General features: G+C 40.5%; 17 protein-coding genes. 7 read left to right on the plus strand and 10 right to left on the minus strand.

Going from position 1 to position 24264, the window contains the following annotated elements; translation table 11 throughout:
* Nucleotides 1-3: 3 nt before the first annotated feature.
* The 10 genes from L0951_RS04785 to L0951_RS04830 form a co-directional block, all read right to left on the minus strand.
* On the minus strand, nucleotides 4-969 hold the full coding sequence (locus L0951_RS04785) for a hypothetical protein (protein ID WP_234109887.1): 966 nt from the start codon (nucleotides 967-969) through the stop codon (nucleotides 4-6).
* Complete coding sequence (locus L0951_RS04790) at nucleotides 966-1763, minus strand: glycosyltransferase family 2 protein (protein WP_234109889.1); 798 nt, start codon at nucleotides 1761-1763, stop codon at nucleotides 966-968. Before L0951_RS04790 ends, L0951_RS04785 begins: the two co-directional genes overlap by 4 nt.
* A gap of 11 nt (nucleotides 1764-1774) precedes the next feature.
* Nucleotides 1775-2704 carry a glycosyltransferase family 2 protein gene (locus tag L0951_RS04795; protein ID WP_234109890.1) on the minus strand — a complete coding sequence of 310 codons (930 nt, stop codon included), beginning with the start codon at nucleotides 2702-2704 and terminating at the stop codon, nucleotides 1775-1777.
* Between the two features lie 5 nt (nucleotides 2705-2709).
* Complete coding sequence (locus L0951_RS04800) at nucleotides 2710-3450, minus strand: hypothetical protein (RefSeq protein ID WP_234109891.1); 741 nt, start codon at nucleotides 3448-3450, stop codon at nucleotides 2710-2712.
* A 38-nt stretch (nucleotides 3451-3488) separates the two neighbouring features.
* Nucleotides 3489-4439, minus strand: coding sequence for a glycosyltransferase family 2 protein (locus L0951_RS04805; protein WP_234109892.1), 951 nt, complete (start codon nucleotides 4437-4439; stop codon nucleotides 3489-3491).
* Between the two features lie 36 nt (nucleotides 4440-4475).
* Nucleotides 4476-5084, minus strand: a complete 609-nt coding sequence (locus tag L0951_RS04810) for an acyltransferase (protein ID WP_234109894.1) — start codon at nucleotides 5082-5084, stop codon at nucleotides 4476-4478.
* 22 nt (nucleotides 5085-5106) lie between these two features.
* Nucleotides 5107-6321: an ABC transporter ATP-binding protein gene (locus L0951_RS04815; protein WP_234109895.1), complete on the minus strand. Its 1215-nt coding sequence runs from the start codon at nucleotides 6319-6321 to the stop codon at nucleotides 5107-5109.
* A 61-nt stretch (nucleotides 6322-6382) separates the two neighbouring features.
* The gene (locus tag L0951_RS04820; protein ID WP_234109897.1) at nucleotides 6383-7231 is read right to left on the minus strand and encodes an ABC transporter permease; all 849 of its coding nucleotides are present in this window, start codon (nucleotides 7229-7231) and stop codon (nucleotides 6383-6385) included.
* A 40-nt stretch (nucleotides 7232-7271) separates the two neighbouring features.
* Nucleotides 7272-8243, minus strand: coding sequence for a hypothetical protein (locus L0951_RS04825; protein ID WP_234109899.1), 972 nt, complete (start codon nucleotides 8241-8243; stop codon nucleotides 7272-7274).
* Nucleotides 8244-8275: 32 nt separating this feature from the next.
* Nucleotides 8276-9586 carry a UDP-glucose dehydrogenase family protein gene (locus tag L0951_RS04830; RefSeq protein ID WP_234109901.1) on the minus strand — a complete coding sequence of 437 codons (1311 nt, stop codon included), beginning with the start codon at nucleotides 9584-9586 and terminating at the stop codon, nucleotides 8276-8278.
* A gap of 263 nt (nucleotides 9587-9849) precedes the next feature.
* Between L0951_RS04830 and rimP the strand changes: the two genes are divergently transcribed.
* The 7 genes from rimP to L0951_RS04865 all read left to right on the plus strand — a co-directional run bounded on the left by rimP (nucleotide 9850) and on the right by L0951_RS04865 (nucleotide 24189).
* Nucleotides 9850-10317, plus strand: coding sequence for a ribosome assembly cofactor RimP (rimP, locus tag L0951_RS04835; protein WP_234109903.1), 468 nt, complete (start codon nucleotides 9850-9852; stop codon nucleotides 10315-10317).
* Nucleotides 10318-10381: 64 nt separating this feature from the next.
* Nucleotides 10382-11629, plus strand: coding sequence for a transcription termination factor NusA (gene nusA / locus L0951_RS04840; RefSeq protein WP_234109905.1), 1248 nt, complete (start codon nucleotides 10382-10384; stop codon nucleotides 11627-11629).
* A gap of 126 nt (nucleotides 11630-11755) precedes the next feature.
* Nucleotides 11756-14545, plus strand: coding sequence for a translation initiation factor IF-2 (gene infB, locus L0951_RS04845; RefSeq protein WP_234109907.1), 2790 nt, complete (start codon nucleotides 11756-11758; stop codon nucleotides 14543-14545).
* 310 nt (nucleotides 14546-14855) lie between these two features.
* The gene (locus L0951_RS04850) at nucleotides 14856-17906 is read left to right on the plus strand and encodes a SusC/RagA family TonB-linked outer membrane protein (protein WP_234109909.1); all 3051 of its coding nucleotides are present in this window, start codon (nucleotides 14856-14858) and stop codon (nucleotides 17904-17906) included.
* Nucleotides 17907-17919: 13 nt separating this feature from the next.
* Nucleotides 17920-19434: a RagB/SusD family nutrient uptake outer membrane protein gene (locus L0951_RS04855; RefSeq protein WP_234109910.1), complete on the plus strand. Its 1515-nt coding sequence runs from the start codon at nucleotides 17920-17922 to the stop codon at nucleotides 19432-19434.
* A 309-nt stretch (nucleotides 19435-19743) separates the two neighbouring features.
* Complete coding sequence (locus L0951_RS04860; protein WP_234109911.1) at nucleotides 19744-22719, plus strand: SusC/RagA family TonB-linked outer membrane protein; 2976 nt, start codon at nucleotides 19744-19746, stop codon at nucleotides 22717-22719.
* Between the two features lie 18 nt (nucleotides 22720-22737).
* Nucleotides 22738-24189, plus strand: coding sequence for a RagB/SusD family nutrient uptake outer membrane protein (locus L0951_RS04865; protein ID WP_234109913.1), 1452 nt, complete (start codon nucleotides 22738-22740; stop codon nucleotides 24187-24189).
* The last annotated feature ends 75 nt before the right edge of the window (nucleotides 24190-24264 follow it).

A 24264-nucleotide genomic window follows, 5' to 3' on the forward strand; every position in this document is an offset into this window, starting at 1 on the left:
AAATCAATGCCTGATGAAAATTTCTTTAAACCGCTCCATCACCGGTTCCGGCAAAAATTTGCCGTACAATTCTCGGGCAGAAAGATTCAGCTCGCTCTCCAAAAGAATGTTTTTCAACTCCTTTTTGTTGCGGTAATAATAGGCCTGATTTCCCAACTGCTTGAGGTGCGCTTTCTCGGGCGAATCGGCGAAAGTGATGACCGGTTTTCCCTTTAATGCAAATTCTGCGACGGTAATTCCGAAAGTTTCGCCCCGTTCGCGCGCATGCAATAAGGCATTGCAGGTATTGATGAATTTCAGTTTGTATAAAACGTCGTTGCTCGGCGGCAGAAAAACGATATTTTTCAACTCGCTTTTCCACCAACTTTTCCTGATGAATGAATCCACTCCCATGAAGATAAAGTAATAATCCCGGTATTTTCTGGCAATTTCCTCCGCCGTTTTCTGAACAAATGGAATGTTGAAACTTTGCGCGCCGCCGAAATAACCAAATACTTTTGCATGTTTGGGAATGTTTAATTCATTTCTCAAATCTTCATCGGTATCTGCCGAAAAATTCACCATGTGGGGAACAAACGGATATTTTCCGCCGGTCATTTCCTGGGCAAGCCATTCCGAAACATAGGCGTAAACATCTCCATGCGGCTCGAAATGTTTGAATACCGCATGAACTGCGGTTTTACATTCTTTGGAAATAATCCCGTCATTGTCGCCATTTTTTATGGCATATAAAAGTTCGACATTATTTTTTCTGACATAATCATCTACTTCTGAAAAATCTTCATAGCCGAAAACCTCAAAACGGTTCTTGAATTTTTCGATTCCCAGCGGATGATTGGTTTTGCAGTTTTTGTCAAAAGCGATCACAGATTCGTTCCCCAGAAATTTCTCATTGAAATCAGCATAATCGAACAACGCGGTGGAAGTTCCGCGGTAATTCAGTTCGTTTTCATGGAAAAGGATTTTCATGGAAAAAGTTTTTTGAATCCGGTTTTTATTTTTTTTGTAATCTTTGATAAAGTGGAGGTTTTGGGATGTTTTCCCAAATCATGGTGCATAAACAAACCTTCTCCCTGCGCAATTTTAAATGGTTGCTTTACCCACCACTCGGCGATGTCTCTTTCAAAATGTTCTGATGAAACAGCAATTTCGGCGATGTTCTTGTGGTAAAAATCTTTTTTCAGAAGAAACGGATTGTTGGTCCAGTTTGCCCATCTTGCGGTGGTGGTGAAATAATCGCCCTGTTTTTGAATTTTGTCCGGAAAGCTTTCCGCCGGATCCAGCCAATAAAGGGATTCCAGCAAATGGGGAGCCTTTACCTGGTGCCAATCATCAAAATAATCGAGTTCGTTTCCTTTGTGCCGAAGCGAATGAACGGGGAATCCCGGGTTTTTTCTGCTTCGGTAGCGAACAATGTCGAATCCGTTTTCTAAAAGTTCAATACCGGAATGTAATCTGGACTTGAGGATTTCTTTCTTTTCAATCAATTCCCAATCATGTTCCAGAAAGAGAACGATTTCATATTTCGCGTTTTCGATGAGTTGGGTGATGCCTTTTCCGATGCCGATGTTTTCATGCAACTCCAAAAATTTCAGCCCGTATTGTTTGGCGATGGATGCGTCATTTTCAGAAATTTCTTGAAAAAGTACTGTAATATCATCCGAAAAATCCAACAGACCATTTCTTTGGTAGGAATCCAAAGTATTCCGGAGCGTTTTTTCGCTTTTCCAGGAAAGAATGCAAATGCTTATTGGTCTGTTCATATTGAAGCGGATTAACTGAAAAAATTTTTAAACTGATAATAGAGGAATTTGGCTTTAGCTTTCCTGCTCCTTTCCGATTTTATGTTTTTGCGGAAAAAGCCCCTGAATTTTAAGATTAATTTCCAGTTCCCGGTATTTTTTAATTCGTGGTAGAGAATTGATTGGTGACCTTCGATGTATGCTGCGAGTTGCTGCGGATTTTCGCGGGCTTCAATCATGCTTTCAATGCACTGCCAAGACTTGAGCCTTGCTTCCATATTTCCGCTTATTTGTTTTTGCATCGCTTTTTCTGTGGAGTCTTTTCGAACGATGGTGCCGATTGTATCTGTATATTTAATTGAGGTGCAGTAATTGAGGAAGCGAAAAGAAAATTCGCCGTCTTGATTGTTTCTTAAGTTTTCGTTCCATAATCCTGTTAAATACACAATTTCCCGCTTGAGCAAGTAACTTGGCGGCGGAGTGAACTCGCCCAGTTCACCCATTTTGTTCAAAAGATCAATGCCATTTTTTGGAGCTGCTTTTACCAGGCGATTCCGCTCCGGAAAATGGGTGTTTGCGGAATCAAAATACATCCAGCTGCTTACAATGAGGTCGGGATTTTCCTGGGAAAGCAATTGTGTTTCCTTTTGCAAAAGGTCTTTCGCAATGAGGTCGTCACTATCCAACCATTTTATATATTTTCCGTTTGATTTTAGAAAACCGAAATTTCGGGCTCCATTTCCGCCCGTTTTCCGATCGGCTGGTCTTTGAAAAAACTTGAACCGGGCATCTTTTTGGGTATATTGGTCTGCAATTTCGGGGGTGTGGTCAGAACTTCCATCATCCACGATGATGCATTCCCAGGTTTCATAGGATTGGTTCAAGACAGAATCCAAGGTTTCGGGGAGCAGATCTGCCCGATTGTAAGTGGGAATGATGATGGAAATTAAAACAGGCTCCATAGGTGCTACAATGTGGTAAAGTATTTATTGTGTTCGCTCACCACCACGGCTACGGATTTTTCTCCGCGGTATATTCCGGTTTCGGAAGCGATTCCTTTTTCCTTCAGTAGGTTTTCAATATCCGCTAAGGTGTCTTTTTCTCCTGACCGGTGGTAATCATCCAGAATCACTATAAAATCATCACCTTTTTCCAAATGGGTCAACAAACCTACGATGTCGTATCGGGAATATCTCTCGCTGCCAAAAGGACCGTCAACAACGTATAGATCATATTTTTCGGTTATAGTATTTTCTATATTCTGATAAGAATTAACATTAAATCCTTTTACATTTTTGGTGATTAACGGACAGATTACGATTTGACTTTCGGCGGAGAAACTGAATGATTTTTCAAAGTTTTTTTGCCAATTTTCATCGTGTTCCACAATGGTGTGAACATTTTCGTGAATATCGTTCTTTATAAAAGTCGAAATAAATTTTGACGATTCTCCCAATCCAAATTCGATGATTCTTTTCGGCTTTTTATCCGTCATAATTCGGAAAAGCACATAAAAAAATGTGTAATTTCCTGCAAAGCGGCCGATATTCAGCGGGAGTGATTCAATTTCACGGTTTCCTTTGATGCAGTCATGGTAAATATTTGCCCAAATGGTTTCGTATTGCAGATCCATTATTTTTTTTTGATGACGCTGGATGTCTTTGATTCTCAAAGTCAGATTAGTGGCGTAAGAAAAAATATTTTTCATCTAAAATTTGTTTTATCGGTGGCGTGCAATTCTTTTGACTAAAGATTGAGAAACGGATGTTTTTCATTCAAAATGAGGTTTCTTTTTTGGATGATCGCGGGAAACCGTTTCAAGAAAAACTGGTATAATTGGTAGTGATACCTGGATTCCTCCAATTTTCCCTTTAACGCAAGTTTGATCATATTGCTGATAAATTCCTTTTTTTCTTGCCATAAATCGAAATCGTAAGCAGGGTCAAAATATCTGTTTTCTCTTTGCTTTCTTGCAGAAATTCTGGTTTCGGTGAGCATTTCTTTCTTGGTTTTGGGCTCGTTTTTATAGAATCCCTGCACCGCATCATGAACCACTTTGCTTTCCGCGGAAACTAATATTTTTAAGTTTCGAAAACGAACCCTGTTGACATATTCGAAGTCTTCACCGTAATGAAAAATATAGGGATTGAACCCTCCAATTTCAGCAATGGTCTTTCTCGGCAGCAACCAATGTGCTGCATTGACGAAATCAACTTCATAAAACGCCTGTACATTTCCTAAATAGAGATCTGAAATGATGCTGTTGTGAACGGTGTTTTTTCCGAGATACCGCTCAAAATGAAAATCCAGTTTCTGTTCACTTCCATCCAAATGCATCGGGCTCAAAATCCCAATCTCCTCTTTTCTCGGATGGTTGCTGTACACTTTTAAAAGTTTTTCAAAGGTGTCCTCAAAAATCCATGCATCCTGATTCATCAGGTAGAAAAATTCTGCGCCGGATTGGTATGCCTTCTCAATTCCCATATTATTGGCTTTCCCAAAACCTACATTTTCTACCGACTGCATGAATTCTATTTCTGGAAAATTGGTTTTGATGAACTCTTGAGTTCCATCTTCAGAGCCATTATCTACCACGATGCAGTTTAGGGGAACCGATGATTTCCTCAAACTTGAGAAACATCTTTCCGCCCATTTCATGGCGTTGTAGGTGACAATGATGATGGAGACTTTTGGCATGGTGTTGTTTAATATGGTGATCTGAAGTTTTTGTAATCAGTCATTTTCGATTCTCTTGATGATTTTTGCAGGAACTCCCGCAACAATACAATTGGGAGGAACATCTTTTGTAACCACTGCATTAGCGGCAATAATTGCGTTTTCACCAATGGTCACATTTGCCAGGATGACAGCACCTTCGCCAATCCAAACATGGTCTTTAATGATTACCGGTCCTTTTGATATAAGCGGTCTTTTGTTGGGCGCGGTTCTTAATGATTCTTTTGTGAATGCGCCATGATCGTGATCTGAAATGTAGATTCGGCTGGCCAATAAGCAATGATCTCCAATTTCAATTCTGTTGATGCAGGCAATATGCACGTCATTATTCATGTTTACATGGTCACCGATGATCACCTCCGGAGAGAAATTATCCTGGTTGTAATGGTCGATCGCTTCAAGCCTTAATCGGTTCAGGCACCAAAAATTATTGCCAATACTGATGTATTTTGAGCCAGAAATCCGATAATCGTTCCCTATGTTGAAATGGGATCCCACAGCTTTGAATGGGATTGATTTCTTATCGGCATAAATCTTCCTTTCCCTGTAATTTTCAAGGAGAAAGAAGAGTTTTTCTATTATTTTGTTTTTAACAAGGCTCCACATAACGTTTATAGCTGAAAGTCGGTTATTTCCATGCAGTTGGCATATACACTTTTCCTATATTGAAATTTTCCAGGTGTGCGAAATCCTCATTATTATTAATCACCGAAAACTCGCAGCATCTTTCCACCACATCATATGGAGAACTTCCCGGGTTGTAGAGATAAATGCTAAGGAAATAATTTCCCTTTACAAGGGTATTTGCAGGAACTTCGAAAGTGAAGATATCGATGTCCTTAATGGTTCGTTCAGAGGAAAATAAAGGTTGCTCATCATGATCCATGATCCGCACTAAAATATAGGTATTGTCCATTTTTTTCAAGCGATTTTCAATTTTAAACCGGAAGCTGATTGCTTCGTTGCTATAGAATTCGGCATGGTTTCCAAGAATTTCGGCTTCTGTGACATAAATGTCCTTTTCTTTCTGAGCAAGATATTTTTGGTAGCCATCTGTTCGGAGTTGCTTGTATGCTGCACTTACCAGCTCGATGTTACCGGATTTCAAAAGCAATCCTTTGTCTAAAAGCATGCCGGATTTGCAGAGATTTGTGACCGCCGCCATGTTATGGCTCACAAACAAAACCGTTCTTCCTTCGCCTTTGCTCACATCGCCCATTTTCCCCAAACATTTCTTCTGGAACTCCGCGTCTCCCACTGCCAGAACTTCATCCACAATCAATATTTCTGATTCCAAATGTGCCGCCACTGCAAACGCCAAACGCACATACATTCCCGAAGAATAGCGTTTCACCGGTGTATCGATATATCTTTCAACTCCCGAGAAATCCACTATTTCATCAAATTTTCTGGTGATTTCTTTTCTGGTCATTCCCAAAATGGCTCCGTTCAGAAACACATTTTCACGCCCAGTCATTTCCGGGTGAAAACCGGTTCCCACTTCTAAAAGAGATGCGATTCTTCCATTGGTATGGATTCTTCCGGTAGTGGGTTTGGTGACTTTGCTTAAAAGCTTTAGGAGCGTAGATTTGCCGGCTCCATTGCGGCCAATAATTCCCACAGCATCGCCTTGCTCAATTTCGAAGTTGATATCGCGCAGTGACCAAACATAGTCTGAATTTCCTTTTGTGGTGCGGTCATTAGACTCGCCGATTTTAAGGTAGGGATCTTCCTTCCCACGGAGTTGCGCCCATAATCGGTTCAGGTCATGCGAAAGCGTTCCGGTTCCTACTTGACCGAGACGGTATTGTTTTGATATGTTTTCCGCTTTTAAAGCCAGCATTTTATTTTGAAATTCTACTTTGCAGATTAATCATTTCTTATTACCCAGTGCTCAGCGACAATTAAACCGTGTCCATGAAGCTTTTTTCTACCTTATTGAATATGATGGTTCCAATTGCTAAAATAATGAAAATTATCAAGGTGCTGATTCCCAGCATTAAAGCCGAGAAATCCCCTTTGCCGAGCCAACCGTATTTAAAACATTCAAAGATTCCGGTGAGCGGATTGCACATCGCTAATTTTTTCCAGATTCCGGAGAGTGCAGAAACCGGATAGATGACCGGAGTCGCATACATATAAAGACTGACGCCGAATCCCAGAAGCATGTTGAGGTCCCGGTATTTCGTGGTCAGCGCAGAAAAAATCATTCCCGCTCCCAGTGCAAACGCTGCCATCAGTAAAATGAGAAACGGAGTCGCCAAGATCCATAAATTGGGATCAACTTCCCCTTTGTACCAATAATAAAAGAAAAAGCAAAGAAAAAGCAGAAACTGCACTCCAAACTTCATGAGGTTGGAAATTACTACCGAAATTGGAGTGACTAAGCGCGGAAAGTAAACCTTACCAAAAATCGATGCATTTCCTGTGAAAGTGGAAGAAGTCCCGGTCAGACAGCTTGAAAAATAATTCCATAAAGTGACTCCCACCAGATAAAATAAAATCATTGGAGCGCCGTCTGTGGGAAGTTTCGCCAGGTTGCCGAACACGAAGATGTAAACCAGCGTGGTGAAAATCGGATTGATGAAAAACCAAATCGGTCCCAATATCGTTTGCTTGAAACTGGAAACGAAATCCCGTTTCACAAACATGTAAATCAAATCCCTGTAACGCCAGACTTCGCCAAGCTTAAGCCCGAAAAGGGAATGGTGGGATTCAATGGTTTCTGTCCATTGTTGTTGTGGTTCGGTCATTTGTGCACAATGTATCTTTAACAAAAATAAACCAAATTATTCAATTTCTGTTCAATTCTGTTCTTCCGAGGAATACTGATGTCAAAAATAAAGGTACATAAAGTCGGGTTTCATAAAGAATTCCCCCATAAAAAGACATGAAGATGTATGGAATTGCAAAAAAATGGAAGATCACAATGTTTCTGACCGCGGTTCTGTCCTTCGCGATGATGAGCGAGAAGGCAAAAAACACCAGCCAAAAGAAAATTCCCAGCCAATTTCTGAAAAGTCTGAAATTAAGCGCAAGAAGGTTATTGTCATGGGTTGCGAATCTCCCGAAATAGAGCCGTACTCCAAAATAAACGACCACAAATGACAGGACCAGGAAAATAACCGGGATCAGGAATTTTTTTCCGGTGCCGGATTTCGCAAACAGAATGGTGGCCGCGAGGGAAATGGAAAGCGCCGAAGTCTCCCTGTTCAGGGATGAAATGACCATGATCAGCATCAGCACTGCTAAGATGGACCATGATTCTTTGTGCAGAAATTTTAAAAATACCCAAAAAAACAGTAAAAGAAAAAAATAACTGCTGCAATCGTATGGAACAATGACGAACTGGGTAATGATTATTGCGAATAGTGACGCAGAAATCAAGAGGGTTTTTTCTGTTTCAGTGGCAATGAAATATTTGCTTTCTGTGATGAAAACCATCATGATCGCAGAAAGGACGGTGAAAAAAGTATTCAGAACCGCGAAGGAAATGTAAAAACCCGGATCTGCACCTTTGTCCCAAAGGTAAGGCGTGATCTTGATCCCGAAAGGCATTGATTTGATGAGCGCATCAACCGATTCCAGCATGTAGCTGCTCAGAATCCGGTACTGGTAAATCCCGTTGCCGTACTGCTGATGAAAAGTCTCCTCATTAAAAAGAACCGAAGAATAAACGTTTGCATAGGAAAAATAGATGAAAATACTGGCTAAGAAAGCCAGCGCCGCAGCGAAAACGAGTTTTGAAAATAGGTTTAATTTCAAATTCCAACAGTTTAATTCTTACTAAAACTCACTTATTTCACGGTTTTCCTTCCAATGGACTTATAATAAAATCCGGAGTTTTCTACTTTATCGATGGCAAACATATTTCTACCATCGAAAATGGCTTTGTTTCTCATTTTTTTTGACATCAGTTCGAAATTTGGATTTTTGAACTCGCTCCATTCAGTGGCGATTAAAAGTGCATCTGCGTTTTCCAAAGCGGAATACATGTCTTTGGCGTAGGAAATTTGGTCGCCCAATATTTTCCGCACATTTCCTTCGGCGATGGAATCATAAGCAATGATTTCGGCGCCTTTTTCCATTAGCATCCGGATGTTGTCTAAAGAAGAAGCTTCTCTGATGTCATCTGTATTTGCTTTAAAGGCAAGTCCCCACAAAGCAATTTTTTTACCTTTTAGATCTCCGTTGAAATAATTTTCAATTTCAGAAACCAGGATGGTTTTCTGTTTTTGGTTCACGTTTTCGGTTGCTTCCAGGATTTGAAAATCAAAATTTTCCTGTTTTCCCGATTTGATCAGTGCTTTGACATCTTTTGGAAAGCAGCTTCCACCATAACCGATTCCCGGGAAAAGAAACCGATGCCCAATTCTGTCGTCACTGCCCATTCCAAGGCGCACCTTGTCCACATCTGCACCCACTTTTTCACAATAATTGGCGATTTCATTCATGAAAGTGATTTTCACTGCAAGGAATGAATTGGCGGCATATTTCGTGAGCTCAGAGGATTTTTCATCCATGAAAATAATGGGAATCCCTGTGTTGGTAAAGGGTTGGTAAATCTGAGCCATGATTTCTTTTGCTTTTTCGGAGCTGCTTCCCACGATGACTCTTGCAGGATTCATGGAATCTTCCAGAGCAAAACCTTCGCGCAAAAATTCCGGATTGGAAACCACATCAAAAGGAATGGTGGTTTTTGCAGCAATGGTTTCCCGAACTTTGTCTGCAGTTCCCACGGGAACGGTCGATTTGTTGACAATAACTTTGTAACCGGTCATCATTTCACCTATATCACTGGAAACCTTTAATACATAGGACAGATCCGCAGAGCCGTCTTCTCCGGGTGGAGTGGGTAAAGCAAGATAAATGACTTCACTTTTATCCAGTGCTTCTTTTAATTCGGTAGTGAAAAATAATCTTTGTGCCTGAATATTCCGCAGGAACATTTCCTCCAGATTGGGTTCGTAAATAGGAACGATGCCATTTCGCATTCCTTCCACTTTTTTTTTGTCAATGTCCACACAATAGACATTGTTTCCCAACTCTGCCAAAGTTGTTCCGGTGACCAGACCCACGTAACCGGTTCCTACGATTGTGATATTCATCTTTTTTTTGCTCCAATTAGAGGACAAAAATAGGTAAAAATTGTCTTAACTTTTTTTGTTTGCCGAAATTATTGCAAGCCCAATGGCGAATTGGCTTGATTTCGAAAATGGGTTATATTGTTGATTATCAATGTTTATTTTTTCCTAAAGAATTAAATTTTTGCTTTTTCAGATAAAATGCCTATCTTTGCAACCGGATTTACGGAAAAAAATGAAAAGGCCTTCGGAAGAAAGCCTTTTTTCGTACCGAAATGATTGAGAATATGGATTTCAGAAGTAAAATAGAAGAGTTATTAAACGGCTTTCTTGCAGAAAGGGCAGATTTGTTCCTGATTGATCTGAAGATTTCTGCAGCTGACGAGGTGACAGTGATTTTGGATGGCGATCATGGGGTTTCCCTTCAAGATTGTCTGGATGCGAGCAGAGCCATTGAATTCAATATGGATCGGGAAGAACACGATTTTTCACTTCAGGTGATGAGTGCGGGTTTGAGCGAGCCGCTTAATTCCGAGAGACAGTTCCGGAAAAATATCGGCCGCGATTTGGATGTCCTTTTGAAAGATGACACCAAAATAGAAGGCGAATTGGGGAAGGTGGACAAAGACAGAATCACTTTGGTTCTGCGCTACCGAAAACCAAAAGAAATTGGAAAAGGAAAAATGGATGTGGTGGAAGAGAAAGAAATTCCCTACACCGAAATTAAAAAAGCACTGGTTGCAATAAAATTTTAACATAACTTTGGATTGATGGTGATTCAATCATTCATCGACAATCTATTATCATTTATATTATATTATGAACGGTTTAGCACTGATAGAAGCATTTGGCGATTTCAAGGAAGAAAAAAGCATCAGCAAAACGGAATTGATGGCAATCATTGAGGATTCACTGAAAACCCTTTTGAGAAAGAGATTTGATTCTGATGACCATTTCGACGTCATTGTGAATCCTGATAAGGGAGATTTCCAGATCTTTTTAAATAAAACCATTGTAGAAGATGAGATGTCTGAAGACGACGATTTGGAAATTGAAATTTCCGAAGCCAAGAAAATCGATCCCACCTTCGAGGTAGGCGAAGATTACACGGTGGAGATCCCGATCGAACAATTGGGAAGAAGAAGTATTTTGACTTTGAAACAGATTCTGGCAACCAAATTGCAGGAGCACAACAATGCGGTTTTATATGAGCAATTCCACGACAGAATTGGCGAGATTGTGGTGGGGGAAGTTCATCATATCCGTCACAAACATGTAATTTTGTTGGATGATGAAGACAATGAATTCATCCTGCCTAAAGAAAATCAAATTCCTTCAGACTTTTTTAAAAAAGGAGAAAACATCAGAGCAATTGTGGAGAGTGTAGATTTCAAAGGATCAAAACCTCAAATCATTGTTTCCAGAACCGCTCCGAAATTTCTGGAAAAATTGCTGGAATTAGAAATCCCGGAAATCCAGGACGGCACCATCATCCTGAAAAAGGTAGTGAGAATCCCGGGTGAAAAAGCAAAAATTGCCGTGGATGCCTATGATGACAGAATCGACCCGGTTGGAGCGTGTGTGGGGGTAAAAGGTTCCAGGATTCATGGTGTAGTACGTGAACTGAAGAATGAAAATATCGATGTGATCCAATGGTCTAAAAATCCAGAAATCATGGTGAAAAGAGCACTTGGAAATGTAACTGTGAACAAGATCGAAATCAATCCGGAAACCAATTACGCTTTGGTTTATACGCCGGTGGAGGAAATTTCCAGAGTGATCGGTAAACAGGGACAGAATATCCGTTTGGCTTCGTGGTTGAGTGGATTTGAGATTGACGTTTACAGAGAAACCAGTGAAGATGATGACGTGGAACTGAAAGAATTTGCCGGAACTGAAGAGGGCGATATCGAGCAGTGGATCATCGACGAGTTCCAGAAAGTAGGATTAAACACAGCGAAAAGTGTTTTAGATAAAGATACAGATGACCTGTTGAACATGACCGATTTGGAAGAAGAAACCATCGAGGAAGTCAAGCAAATCTTAAGGGAAGAATTTGAGGATTAATCCACCACAAATGATAATTTGACTGAGCTTCGGGGATTTTATGCTCCTTAAATCTGCAAAAAACGGTCATTAAAGTTAAAATAGGTTAACTTTGCCAAAATTTTTAAATAATAGTTTAGATTATACATGCCCAAAATTAGAGTAAATAAAGCGTTAAAGGAATTCAATATTTCATTGGACCGTCTCAAGGATTTTCTGAAAGAACGGAAAATCGATTTTGACGGAAGCCTGAACGCGCAATTGGATGAATCGGCATATGATGCGTTGAGCGGAGAGTTTGCGAAAGATAGTGAACAAAAGAAAGCTTCGCACGAGGTAGTGATCACCAAGGTTCCGGAAGAAAAACTTGAAATTGAACCTTCGAAACCGGAAGTGATCCGTGCGAAAGCCTCTGTGAAACCTGAAACAAAAGTTTTGGGCAAAATCGATTTGGAGCCTAAAAAACCTGAGCCACAGGAAGCTGCAAAGCCGGAATCCAAACCGGAGCCGGTGATTGAGCCGGTCTCTGAAAGGCAGGAGTTCAAGATTCTGGATAAAATTGACCTTTCGCAGATAGAAGGACACAAACCAAAAGCAAACAAAGAAACAGCGGTTGAAAAGCAGGAAAAACCAGCACCTCAAGTAGAGGAAACTCCTGCTAAAAATGTGGAAACTCCTAAAGTTACAGAAAACCCGAAAACACAGGCAAATCAGGAAGCGGGAACTTCGCAGCCTGAAAAAATTGAGACCGTTTACCAAAAACTGGACGGGCCGAAAATCCTGAAACAGACCGTTGACCTTTCCCAGTTCAACAAACCAAAATCTACAGGAGCCGGTGCGAAGAAAAAGAGAAAACGCATCGAAAAACCTGGAACACCGGGAGCGGGAAATCAGCAGACTCAAGGCGGCACACAAGGAAACAGACCTGCGCAAGGGCAGGGCGGAAACCGTCCCGGAGGTGCACCGCAAGGCGGCGGACAAAACAGGAGAGGCGGAAGCAGAAGGAATGCCCCAACTATGCCAGTGGAACTGACCGATGAGCAAGTTAAAAATCAAATTAAAGAAACCCTGGAAAAACTGACCCAGAAAGGAGGTAAAAACAAAGGGGCAAAATACAGGAAAGAGAAAAGAGTTTACAGAAGGGAACAGGATGAGCTTCAGCAGGAAATTGATGCAGCAGACAGAACTCTGAAGGTGACGGAATTCATCACCGTGGGGGAATTGGCAAGCCTGATGAACGTGAGTCCGACCGAGGTGATTTCAGCTTGTTTCTCGCTTGGAGTCATGGTGACCATGAACCAGCGTCTGGAAGCGGATACCTTATTGCTGGTGGCAGATGAATTCGGATACAAAATTGAATTCTCTGATGCGGATTTAGAAGAATCGGTGGCAGAAGAGGAACCGGATTCGGAAGAAGATCTGGTGCCGAGAGCTCCCATTGTAACCGTAATGGGACACGTGGATCACGGTAAAACTTCGCTACTTGACTATATCAGAAAAACAAACGTAATTGCCGGTGAATCCGGTGGAATTACGCAGCATATCGGTGCATACAACGTGAAACTGGAAAACGGTCAGCGAATCACCTTCCTGGATACTCCGGGTCACGAAGCGTTTACCGCAATGCGTGCAAGAGGTGCGCAAATCACCGACATCGTGATCATTGTAATTGCAGCAGACGACGACGTGATGCCTCAAACCAAAGAAGCGATTTCCCACGCGCAAGCGGCGGGAGTTCCGATGATTATTGCTTTAAACAAAGTAGATAAGCCGAACTCTAATCCTGACAATATTCGCCAACAGCTTTCTGCCATGAATATTTTGGTGGAAGAATGGGGCGGAAATGTGCAATCGCAGGAAGTTTCGGCGAAGTTTGGAAACAATATGGATCAGCTTCTGGAGAAAGTGTTGCTTCAGGCGGAAATGCTGGAACTAAAGGCAAATCCCAATAAACTTGCAAACGGAGTGGTCATTGAAGCCTCTTTGGATAAAGGACGAGGTTATGTGACTACCATGTTGGTGCAAGCCGGAACTTTGAAAGTGGGAGATTATGTTTTGGCCGGAAAAAATCACGGTAAAGTGAAAGCGATGCTGGATGAAAGAGGAAAACCTATGCAGGAAGCCGGACCTTCTATTCCAGTCACTATTTTAGGATTGGATGGAGCGCCGACAGCTGGAGATAAATTCAGGGTTTTTGAAGATGAAAGAGAAGCGAAAACCATTGCAACCAAGAGGGAGCAATTGCAGCGTGAACAATCTATCAGAACCAAAAAACACCTAACTCTTGATGAGCTTGGCCGGCGAATCGCACTTGGCGACTTTAAAGAACTCAATATTATCCTTAAAGGTGACGTGGATGGTTCAGTGGAAGCACTTTCCGATCAATTGCAAAGTTTGTCCACCGAGGAAATCAGCGTGAACATCATTCACCAGGGAGTTGGTCAGATTACCGAATCCGACGTCCTATTAGCTGCCGCCTCAGATGCGATTATGATTGGGTTTAATGTGAGAGCCGGTGCAAACGCAAAAGATTTGGCAGACAAGGAAGAAATTGAAATCAGAACCTATTCTGTAATCTATGCTGCCATTGATGACGTGAAAGAAGCCATGGAAGGCATGTTGTCTCCTGAAATTAAAGAGCAGGTGATTGGCAACGTGGAAATCCGAGAAGTTTTCAGGATTTCTAAAGTAGGATCAATCGCAGGTTGTATGGTTCTGAGCGGTAAGGTCACCAGAAACTCTAAAATCAGATTGCTGAGAGACGGAATCGTGAAGTTCGATGGAGAGCTGGAAAGCTTGAAACGATTCAAAGACGATGTAAAAGAAGTAACAAAAGGCTACGAATGTGGATTGAATATCAAGGGATATAACGATATTGAGATCGGCGATATCCTGGAAGTTTATGAAGAAGTAGCGGTGAAGAAGAAACTGAAATAATTCATTTCTAGAGCATAAAATAATTGATTAAGGCCTGTCTTCGGACAGGTTTTTTTATTGCCAAGGGTCTAAAATGGAAACGTTCTAAAATATAAATATGGGCATTGTAGAACAGATACCAAAACCGATGGCGGGCTGTCGAAATGTAAACAATCCATGAATAAAGTTGAGGGTTGTCTAATTTTAAGTTGGCACAATATTTTTTTTTCCGTTTTATTGCGTGAATAAGAGGGATCAGCGCTATAACGATAATTGTTTAGGTTAAATATTTTTAACATATTTGCGGGCTAAATATTAAAATAATATTAAAATGAATGTGAGATTTAAAGTTTTGACAGCCGGAGCTCTATTCTTTATCGGTGGCCATTTTGCATTGGCGCAGAAAGATAGCGCAACGACTAAAGAAATTGATGAGGTAATCATTGTGGGATATACTGCAGTGAAAAAAGAAGACTACACGGGTTCTGTTTCGAAGGTATCGACTGAAAACATTTCAAAGAAGAATGTGTCCAATGTGGCGCAAGCCTTGACTGGTGAGGCAGCCGGTGTGCGGGTAATGACGTCTTCAGGTCAACCTGGATCTGAGCCAGATATCCGGATCAGAGGATTTGGATCGGTGAGTGGAAACAGGGAGCCTTTATATGTATTAGATGGTTTGCCATATAATGGTAATGTATCTGCACTGAACCCGGAGGACATTGAAAGCATGACTGTATTGAAAGATGCGGCAGCAACAGCAATCTATGGTTCCAGGGGATCAAATGGAGTGGTGATGATTCAATCTAAAAAAGGGAAGGCCGGAAAGGATTTAATCACGATTGAGACTAAAATTGGATTTAACAGTCCTTTGATTCCCAGGTATGATGTGATTACCAGTCCGGAGCAATACATCGGACTTTCATGGGAAGCACTTTATAACCAAGGGAAGTTAAGTGGATCAGCAGATCCGGTTGCTTATGCGAACACCCGCCTGTTTTCTTCAGCGGGGATCAGACCACAGTATAATATGTGGAATGCGACCGCAGCACAGTTGATTGATCCTGCAACCCACCAAGTGAGACCGGGAGTTACCAGAAAATATGATCCGGAAAGATGGAGTGACTATGGTTTCCAGACCTCAATGAGAAGCGAAACTAATCTGAGCATCAGTGGTGGTGAAGGAAAAACTACTTATTATACAGGTTTGGGCTATTTGAAAGACGAAGGTTACATTATCAACTCCAACTACGAACGATACAGTGGGCGACTTAATTTAACTCATCAGGCAAAACCCTGGTTGAAAGGGGAGTTTAATCTCGGATATGCCTATTCCAATACTAACAGAAACGGGCAATCGGCAGATAGTGGAAGTATTTTCTGGTTTGTGGATAATATTCCATCCATCTATCCACTTTTCCTAAGAAATGCTCAGGGAGGATTTGTTAATGATCCGGTTTTCGGGGGTTACCAGTATGATTATGGTACCGGTAGAGGGTTTGGAGCACTTACCAATTCCATTGCAGATGCTACATACGACCTGGATAACAGGAAAAAACATGAGATTAACGGAAACTTTTTCCTAAAGGCAGATCTGATGAAAGGGTTGAGTTTAGAGACCAGGTTCGGAGGGCAATATTACAATAACTCAAGGAATGATTACAGCAATCCATATTATGGAAGTGCTGCGTCGATGCTTGGTTCATTATATAAAGTCCGAACGGAATTGTTCTCCTGGAATTTCCTGCAGCTGGCCAGATATATGAACCGATTTGGTGACCATGGGGTTCAGGCTTTTGCTGCGCACGAAACTACTGACTGGAAGTACAACTACCTTTCCGCATCAAAATATGGACTTATCATTCCGGATGGTTCAGAATTTAATAACGCAATCAATCAGAGTCCGGCCTATTCTTATGTCTATAACTACACACTCGAAAGTTACTTTGGTCAGGTGATGTATGATTATAACAATAAGTACCTGTTCTCCGGTAGTGTAAGACGTGATGGAAGTTCTAAATTTCTGTTCAACAAATGGGACACTTTCTACTCAGTTGGATTGGGTTGGGTAGTGAACAGAGAAGACTTCATGAAAAACATCAGCTTTATTAATCGTCTTAAACTGAAGGCCAATTACGGAACTGTTGGTAACCAGTCTCTGGTTTCGAAATACGCAGGTGATCAGAATATGGGATATTACCCGGGTTACAATGTGTATAACCCAGGAAACTTCATGGGACTGCCTTCAGCAGCATTTGACAGGATTGGATACCCGGATTTGACCTGGGAAAAATCAAAGATTTTTGATGTGGGTACAGAATTCACTTTATTTAAAAATAAAATCATTGAGGGATCCGTGGATTATTTCCATAAAACCACAGACAACCTGATCTTTGATAAAAGACTTGCCCCATCCACCGGTAATGCCATTACTAAAGTAAATGATGGACTGATGATTAATCAGGGAATTGAGTTTGCGTTTACAGGGCATATTATCAACAAAGAAAACTTCTATCTTGATCTTTCCATCAATGGGGAACATTTGAGAAACAAACTGACCAGAATGCCGATAGATGACGGAACCGGTCTGGAAAAACTTCTGGATATTTCTGAGGCGGGATTCGGGAGAGCAGCTGGTCATTCACTGTATGATTACTACATGAGAGAATGGGCAGGTGTAAATCCGGATACGGGTGCTGCACAATGGACTGTACACTATGTAGATGCCAATAATAATGGCAAGTTTGATTCCGGCGAACAGATCTCATCGCTCCATGAGTACATGGCTCAAAACCCTAATGCGAATGTGATGGAAGGGACTACTGAGGTCTATGCACAGGCTACGCAAAAATTCATAGGTAAATCTGCTATTCCAGATCTTCGCGGTGCGTTCTCTTTGAATGCGGGCTACAAGGCTTTCTCAATATCCGCTCAATTCCTGTATGGCATCGGTGGTTATTCTTATGATGATGCATATGCCAACTTAATGCATAACTCGGTGGTAGGAAATAACAACTGGCATCAAGATATCATGGACAGATGGCAAAATCCCGGTGATATCACCAATGTTCCAAGATTGACCAGTAACAGGACCGGGGATACCAATTTTAACAGTATGTCCACAAGATTCCTGACCAAATCTGATTATTTGGTGCTGAACAATGTGAGAGTGGCCTATAACTTACCTGGTCAATATGCCAGATCAATAGGGTTCAATGGATTAACACTTTCTGTATCAGGGGATAATCTGTGGCTGCAGACTAAAAGAAGAGGTTTCAACCCGACTACCTCGGAAACTGGTGGGCGGTCAAATGATGGTGCAAGTACCATGTACAGATATTCTCCACTTTCAACAATTACATTTGGTGTAAAAGCAACTTTTTAATTAAATTAAAGACATGACAAAGAAAATAATATTGAGTGCCTTTTTAGGGCTTTTAGTAACGCTTACTTCCTGCAGGGAAGAATTTTTGCAGAGTGAACCCACAGAAACACTTTCAAACCCACCAGCACAGGCAAAGTTATATGGCTTGTATCAGATGATGGTTGATACCGGAACAGGAGGAACTACCGGACATGATGATTTTGGGCAAAAGGGTTATGATATTCTGTCGGATCTACTTTCCTCGGATATGGTTTTAAGTGGGGTAACCTATGGATGGTACCGGAATGTTGCGAACCTTACCGCTCCGGTGGATTATACACAAAATACAAATTACCAGCCTTGGAGATATTATTACAGGATTGGATATGCTGCCAATGATGTAATTTCAGGCTTAGGTGGAAATGATGCTGTTCCAACAAATAGTACCGATAAATTTGCCATGGGTCAGGCAAAGGCGATGAGGGCCTACTCTTATTTTTATTTACTGCAGTTTTTCACGCCAAAATATGATCCGGAAGCGAAATCCGTTCCGTTATACACTGATACCAGTGTCATTGCAAAACCAAGAGCTAAGCAATCTGAGGTATATGCACAGATTGTAAAGGATCTTACTGAAGCAATTCAGCTGCTTGAAGGTTTCAGCAGGGCCAACAAAGGTATTATCAATAAATCGGTAGCTCAGGGACTCCTTGCCTATACCTATGCAGCAATGGGTGGAAACGAAAACAATGTAAAGGCGGCGGCTTTGGCACAACAGATTATGGCAGCATATCCTGTGACGAGCAGATCAGAAGCGGTTTTCTCGATCGATTCAGGATCTGGAGGCGGCTTCAATGACCTAAAAACCAGCAGCTGGATGTGGGGATATGATATCTCCGAGGCAAACGGTCTGGATTTAATCAGTTGGTGGGGACAAACAGATATTTTCACCTACTCATACTCTTGGGCAGGGGACGCCAAATCGATTGATTTAGGATTGTACAGTTCTATGAGGACTGATGATATCAGAAAGCAGCAGTTTGCAACCATTGATGAAGTAGCTGTTACTCCGTCCAATCCTTTAGGGTATGTTTACCAGCCTGCGACACAAGATGGAGATTATCCAGCGGTTCCGGTTAACAAATTTTATGCTCCCGGAAGAGTTATTGGAGGTCAAAGAATTATCACCACCGATTATCTGTTTATGCGTTCGGATGAATTTTATTTGCTAGCTGCAGAAACACTTGCGAAATCCGGAAGTGAAGCACAGGCTAAAACCATCTTGAAAAATTACCTGAGCCACAGACTGAACGATACCAGTTATATCGATTCCCTCAGTGGAGCGGCTTTGCAAAAGGAGATTTATCTTCAGACCAGAATTGAACTCTGGGGAGAGGGTAAAAGTTATTTGGCAATGAAGAGGAATCAGGCCACGATCACCAGAGGATCAAATCATCTGTTCTTCACAGGGCAATCCTTCAGCTTTGATGATCCCAGACTGACTTTGTCTATTCCTCAGGCAGAAGTGAATAACAATCCGAACCTTTAATTATTGCTTAAGATTGTATTGCAATATTTTGAAAGAATTTTTTCGAAATAAATCATATCAGTTAAATTTTTTCACAAACTGCGTCAACCGACGCAGTTTGCTTTTATATGGCTCCTAACGGATCGCATATGCATTTTGAAGGGTCATTAATGCAAGTGGTTTTTCCATTAATATTTTGCTGAAATAAATTGCTGTTGGATGTGGAAATCATAAGCAGTTGGAAAAAAGAATGGAGATAATTAAATTCCATTTGCGTATCTTAAAAAAAATTAACATATTTGTCCCTTAAAATATTAAAATAGTGTTAATATGAATGTAAAACTACGAGTTTTAAGTATCGGTGTGCTGTTTTTCGCAGGAGGCACGCTGATCGCTCAGAAAGCTAAAAAGGACACTGCAACCAAGACAAGAGAAATTCAGGAAGTTGTTTTGATTGGAGGGATTAAGCTTGATCCGGCGCAAAAAGTGGGATCATACAACACCGTATCCAAAGCGAATTTTGAATCGACGCCATTTTCATCCGTTGATGACGTGTTGAATGGAAGGGTTGCCGGTTTGAACTTCTCTTCTGCGAGTGGTGATCCGGGATCTTCAAATATGATTACCATCCGTGGGGTAGCTTCATTATTGGGAACCCCAAATCCTCTATATGTAATTGATGGAGTAGTCGTGGGTAAAGGTGCAGATAATGCTTCGATGATGGAATCCTGGAATCCACTTGCTGCAATTGATCCGAACGCGATTGAAAAGGTGGATGTTTTGAAAGATGCTTCTGCCACGGCATTATATGGTTCCAGAGGTGCAAATGGCGTAATTTTGATTACGACTAAAAAAGGTAAATATAATCAAAAAACCCGTTTTGAATTTTCTTCAGAAACAGGTGTTCAAGATCGTGCATTCGACAAAATGAAGTTGATGAATGGCGACGAATATCTGAAATATGGAGGAATGTTGATGTGGAACTCTCAAGGGGCGGATAATACGGAGCTGGTAAATACTCATTTTAATACTTTGGAGGAAGCGACACAGTATTATTATAATAATTTCATACCTGATAGCGAGCCAATAAAGCAGTCAAGACAATATACAGATTGGACGAAAGTAATCAACAGAACAAGTTCTGTTGTTAATACCTATAATTTTTCGGCTTCTGGTGGTAGTGAAAACACTTCTTTCAGATTAGGTGGGTCCTATTATGAGAACCTTCCATTAGTAAAGACTTCATCTTTTGACCGACTTAGTATTAATTCTGCCATTGATCACAAGGCGTCAGAAAAACTGAAGTTTGGACTCAATCTGAATTATTCCAATATTAAAAGAAATACGTATTTTGGAGGTAGAGCATCTGCAAACCCAGTTACATCGTCTATCATGTTGTCTCCATGGAGATCAGTTTTTATCGATGGTAAATACAATGAGGAATCCTGGCCTAAAGATCCAAACGAGATGACATCTGGTTTCAATCCACTTGGAATCTTGAATGAAACCAGCCAATATTCTGTAATCAATACCATTATTGGTTCAGCAAATATGGATTATCAGTTTGCGAAGAACTTTTACTTTAATTCACTTTATGGTATGCAGTTGCAGTTAATGAAAGAAATGCAACTTGTATTGGCTGGGCATCCTGTTTATACAAATATGGATCGAGAAAAAGGATTTCTTGCAGATATGCGTACGCAGATTTTTGATTGGAACTGGTCAAACACTTTTTCATACAGAAACATTTTTAATGGAAGACATAATCTTCAAGCATATTTAGGTATTGAATATCAGGATCACAGATATAATAATCTGCAAGCTTGGAGTTACACGATGACGGATCCTCGTCCTTACTTTGATTTTGCGGAGGAAATGTATGCCTATAATAGCGATCAGCAATGGAAGCAAATTTCTTATTTCAGCCGATTGAATTATACCCTAGATAGCAAATATACCCTTTCTGGGCAATTCAGAAGAGATGGTAACTCTACTTTGGGAGAAAAAAAGTTTGGTGACTTCTGGTCAGTCGGTGGATCTTGGAATCTTGGAAATGAAGCGTTTATACCAAAAGCCATTTCATCTGCTACATTACGTGCAAGTTATGGTGTACTAGGAAATATTCCTTATGCGGATCAATGGTATAGTCAATATAATCAATATGCAACTTTAGGTTATGGATCTACAGGTTGGGGCACTTATACGGGAAATGCGGGAATTTCATTTCCAGGAAACAAAGAGTTGACTTGGGAGGAATCCAAGCATCTTGACATTGGATTAGATTTTGGTCTTTTTAATGACCGATTAAAATTCTCGATCGATGTTTACAACAAAGTGACAGATAAAGCAATTTTCTATTTCCTTCCTGCATCAGAAGCTGGAGGTCCATCCGATACTGAAAAGTACAAGGCAAATGTTGGAACTGTTAGCAATAAAGGTATCGATTTGACGATTGATGCAATCCCAGTTCGAAATGAAAATTTCTCATGGAATATTTCTGCGAATGGCTCTTATAACAAAAATATGCTAGAAAAACTGAGCGTTCCGTTATATGAATTCCCAGGTACGGCAGATGATACTAATGAATTGGTAGCCCTTGCTCCCGGACATATCTTTGGAGAATATTATACGTGGATCTGGGCAGGTGTAGCTCAACAAGATAATCCTACAAAAGGAATTAAGGCAGGAGATGGATTGTGGTACACTGACGATACTAGAACAGACGTAACCAATAATAAAAATAATGCTGAAAAAGCTTGGTTAGGCAAAAACGCATTCCCACTTTATAATATTGGTATTACCAATGAATTTAAGTACAAGAATTTCTCCTTAAGTTTCATGATTTCTGGGCAGTTTGATTTCTATGTACAAAATGGAGTTCGTTCATACACTTTCCACGATGGTAGATTCCCGAATAGAAACCAAGTCGTAGAAGCGTTATATGATTCTTGGACAAATGCACCCGGCATGGAAAATTACAGCAATGATAATCCAAAAGCTGTGCTAGGAAACCCTACTGAATCCAGACTGGCGTCTTCACGTTTTATCAGTAAGGGAGACCATTTACGATTGAAAGAGATGAGAATTTCTTACTCTTTTGGTAAATTGTTTAAAGAACAAACAGGACTAAATAATCTTACGATTTATGCTCGTGGAACCAACCTGTTGACATATGTTTTTGACAAGAATTTGAATTACGATCCAGAATCTACTTCAAACTCATGGTCTTGGATTGGAAAAGGTAGATATTGGTATTCATCGCCTGTACTTAGAACAATTTCTTTGGGAATTCAATTAGGCTTTTAACAAAAAAGAAAATTTATAATGAAAAAATATTTTTTAATTTTAGTATCGATCCTATTATTACATGTTTCGAACTCGTGTAGTGAAAGGGAACTAGATTTATTTCCCAACAATGAAGATCCGATAGAGCTAATTACTACGGAACAACAATTACAGCAGTTATTGAATAGCTCCTATTTCAATATTGCATCTGCAAATGCTTTAGGTACAGAAGTTATTATCTTTGGCGAAATATTAGGAGACAAAATCTTTAACACATCAAACGGAAGTTATTTGACAACCTATAACATGAATTATTCTGGATACCAAAACCAGTTTGAATTTTATAGCAAGATGTATAACTTAATTGTTAATGCAAACTTAATTATTAACAATACGGTTGTAAAAAGTAATCCTAATGTGATGAGAATAAAAGGCGAAGCCTATATTCTTCGTGGTTATGCGTATTATATTTTGGCCAGTTATTATTCACCATCTCCAACTTCTGGAGTGAATCAGGAATACGGTGTGCCTATCGTGCTTGAAAATTATAATGTATTGATTAAGCCGGCGAGAGCGACTGTAGCACAAGTTTATGATCAAATTATTTCAGACTTAAAGAATGGAGCAATATACGCTGATTCCCAACCGGAATCGTCAGTACTTTTAGGCCAAGATGCAGCAAAATTATTACTGTCTAGAGTCTATTTGACAAGACGCGCTTCTGGAGATGCGCAACTTGCTTTGCAACTTACTGACCAACTTATTGCTTCTGCGCCATCGGGTGCGTTCAAGCCTGTAACCGGTTTACCAATCCAAAATGCAACTTATGTTAATTATTTTGCTGGGAGTTCCGACAGTGTTGCTGAGAAGCAACCGGAAACCATCTGGGAATTAGACATCAATACTCTAACCCAGAATGCTACGGGAATTGGTTCCAATGTATCGCTTCCATGCTTCTTTTCGAAACAAGACCCAAAAAGATCTTTGCTAGCTAATAATACTTTTTATACCAGTTTCGCTTCCACTGATGCTAGAAGAGGATTGTTTTCCAATACCGCACCTGCAGTTCCAACGGCAAGTAATGGTTGGTGGATAGGGAAATATCCAAGACTTACTGAAAGAGGAAACTACAAGAGAAATATCAAAATCCTGAGATATTCTGAAGCTTATCTTAATAGAATCGAAGCCCTGCATTTGACCAATCAAGATCCGCAAGCACTTGCAGAACTTAATGCATTTGCCGCTTCAAGAAACGGTAACGTTTATACAGGTGCAAATATCTTAAATGATATCTTAGAAGAACGCTCAAAAGAACTTTTTGCAGAGGGGCAAAGATTCCTAGATTTGAAGAGATACAATCTTCCTATCGTGAAGCCATCTAACTGTGCTATGAACTGTAGCGTACAGCCGGGAGATAAATTATACGTTTTGCCAATCTCACAAATTTCGCTAAATAATAATGAAAACTTAACTCAATACCCTGGATATTAATTGGTTTAAAAAACAACCCAAGCCGCAATCCACCGATTGCGGCTTTTTTATTCCCCCACTTTTCTTAAATTTGTA

The sequence above is a fragment of the Chryseobacterium sp. R2A-55 genome (assembly GCF_021401085.1).
In the GTDB taxonomy this organism is placed as follows: Bacteria; Bacteroidota; Bacteroidia; order Flavobacteriales; family Weeksellaceae; genus Kaistella.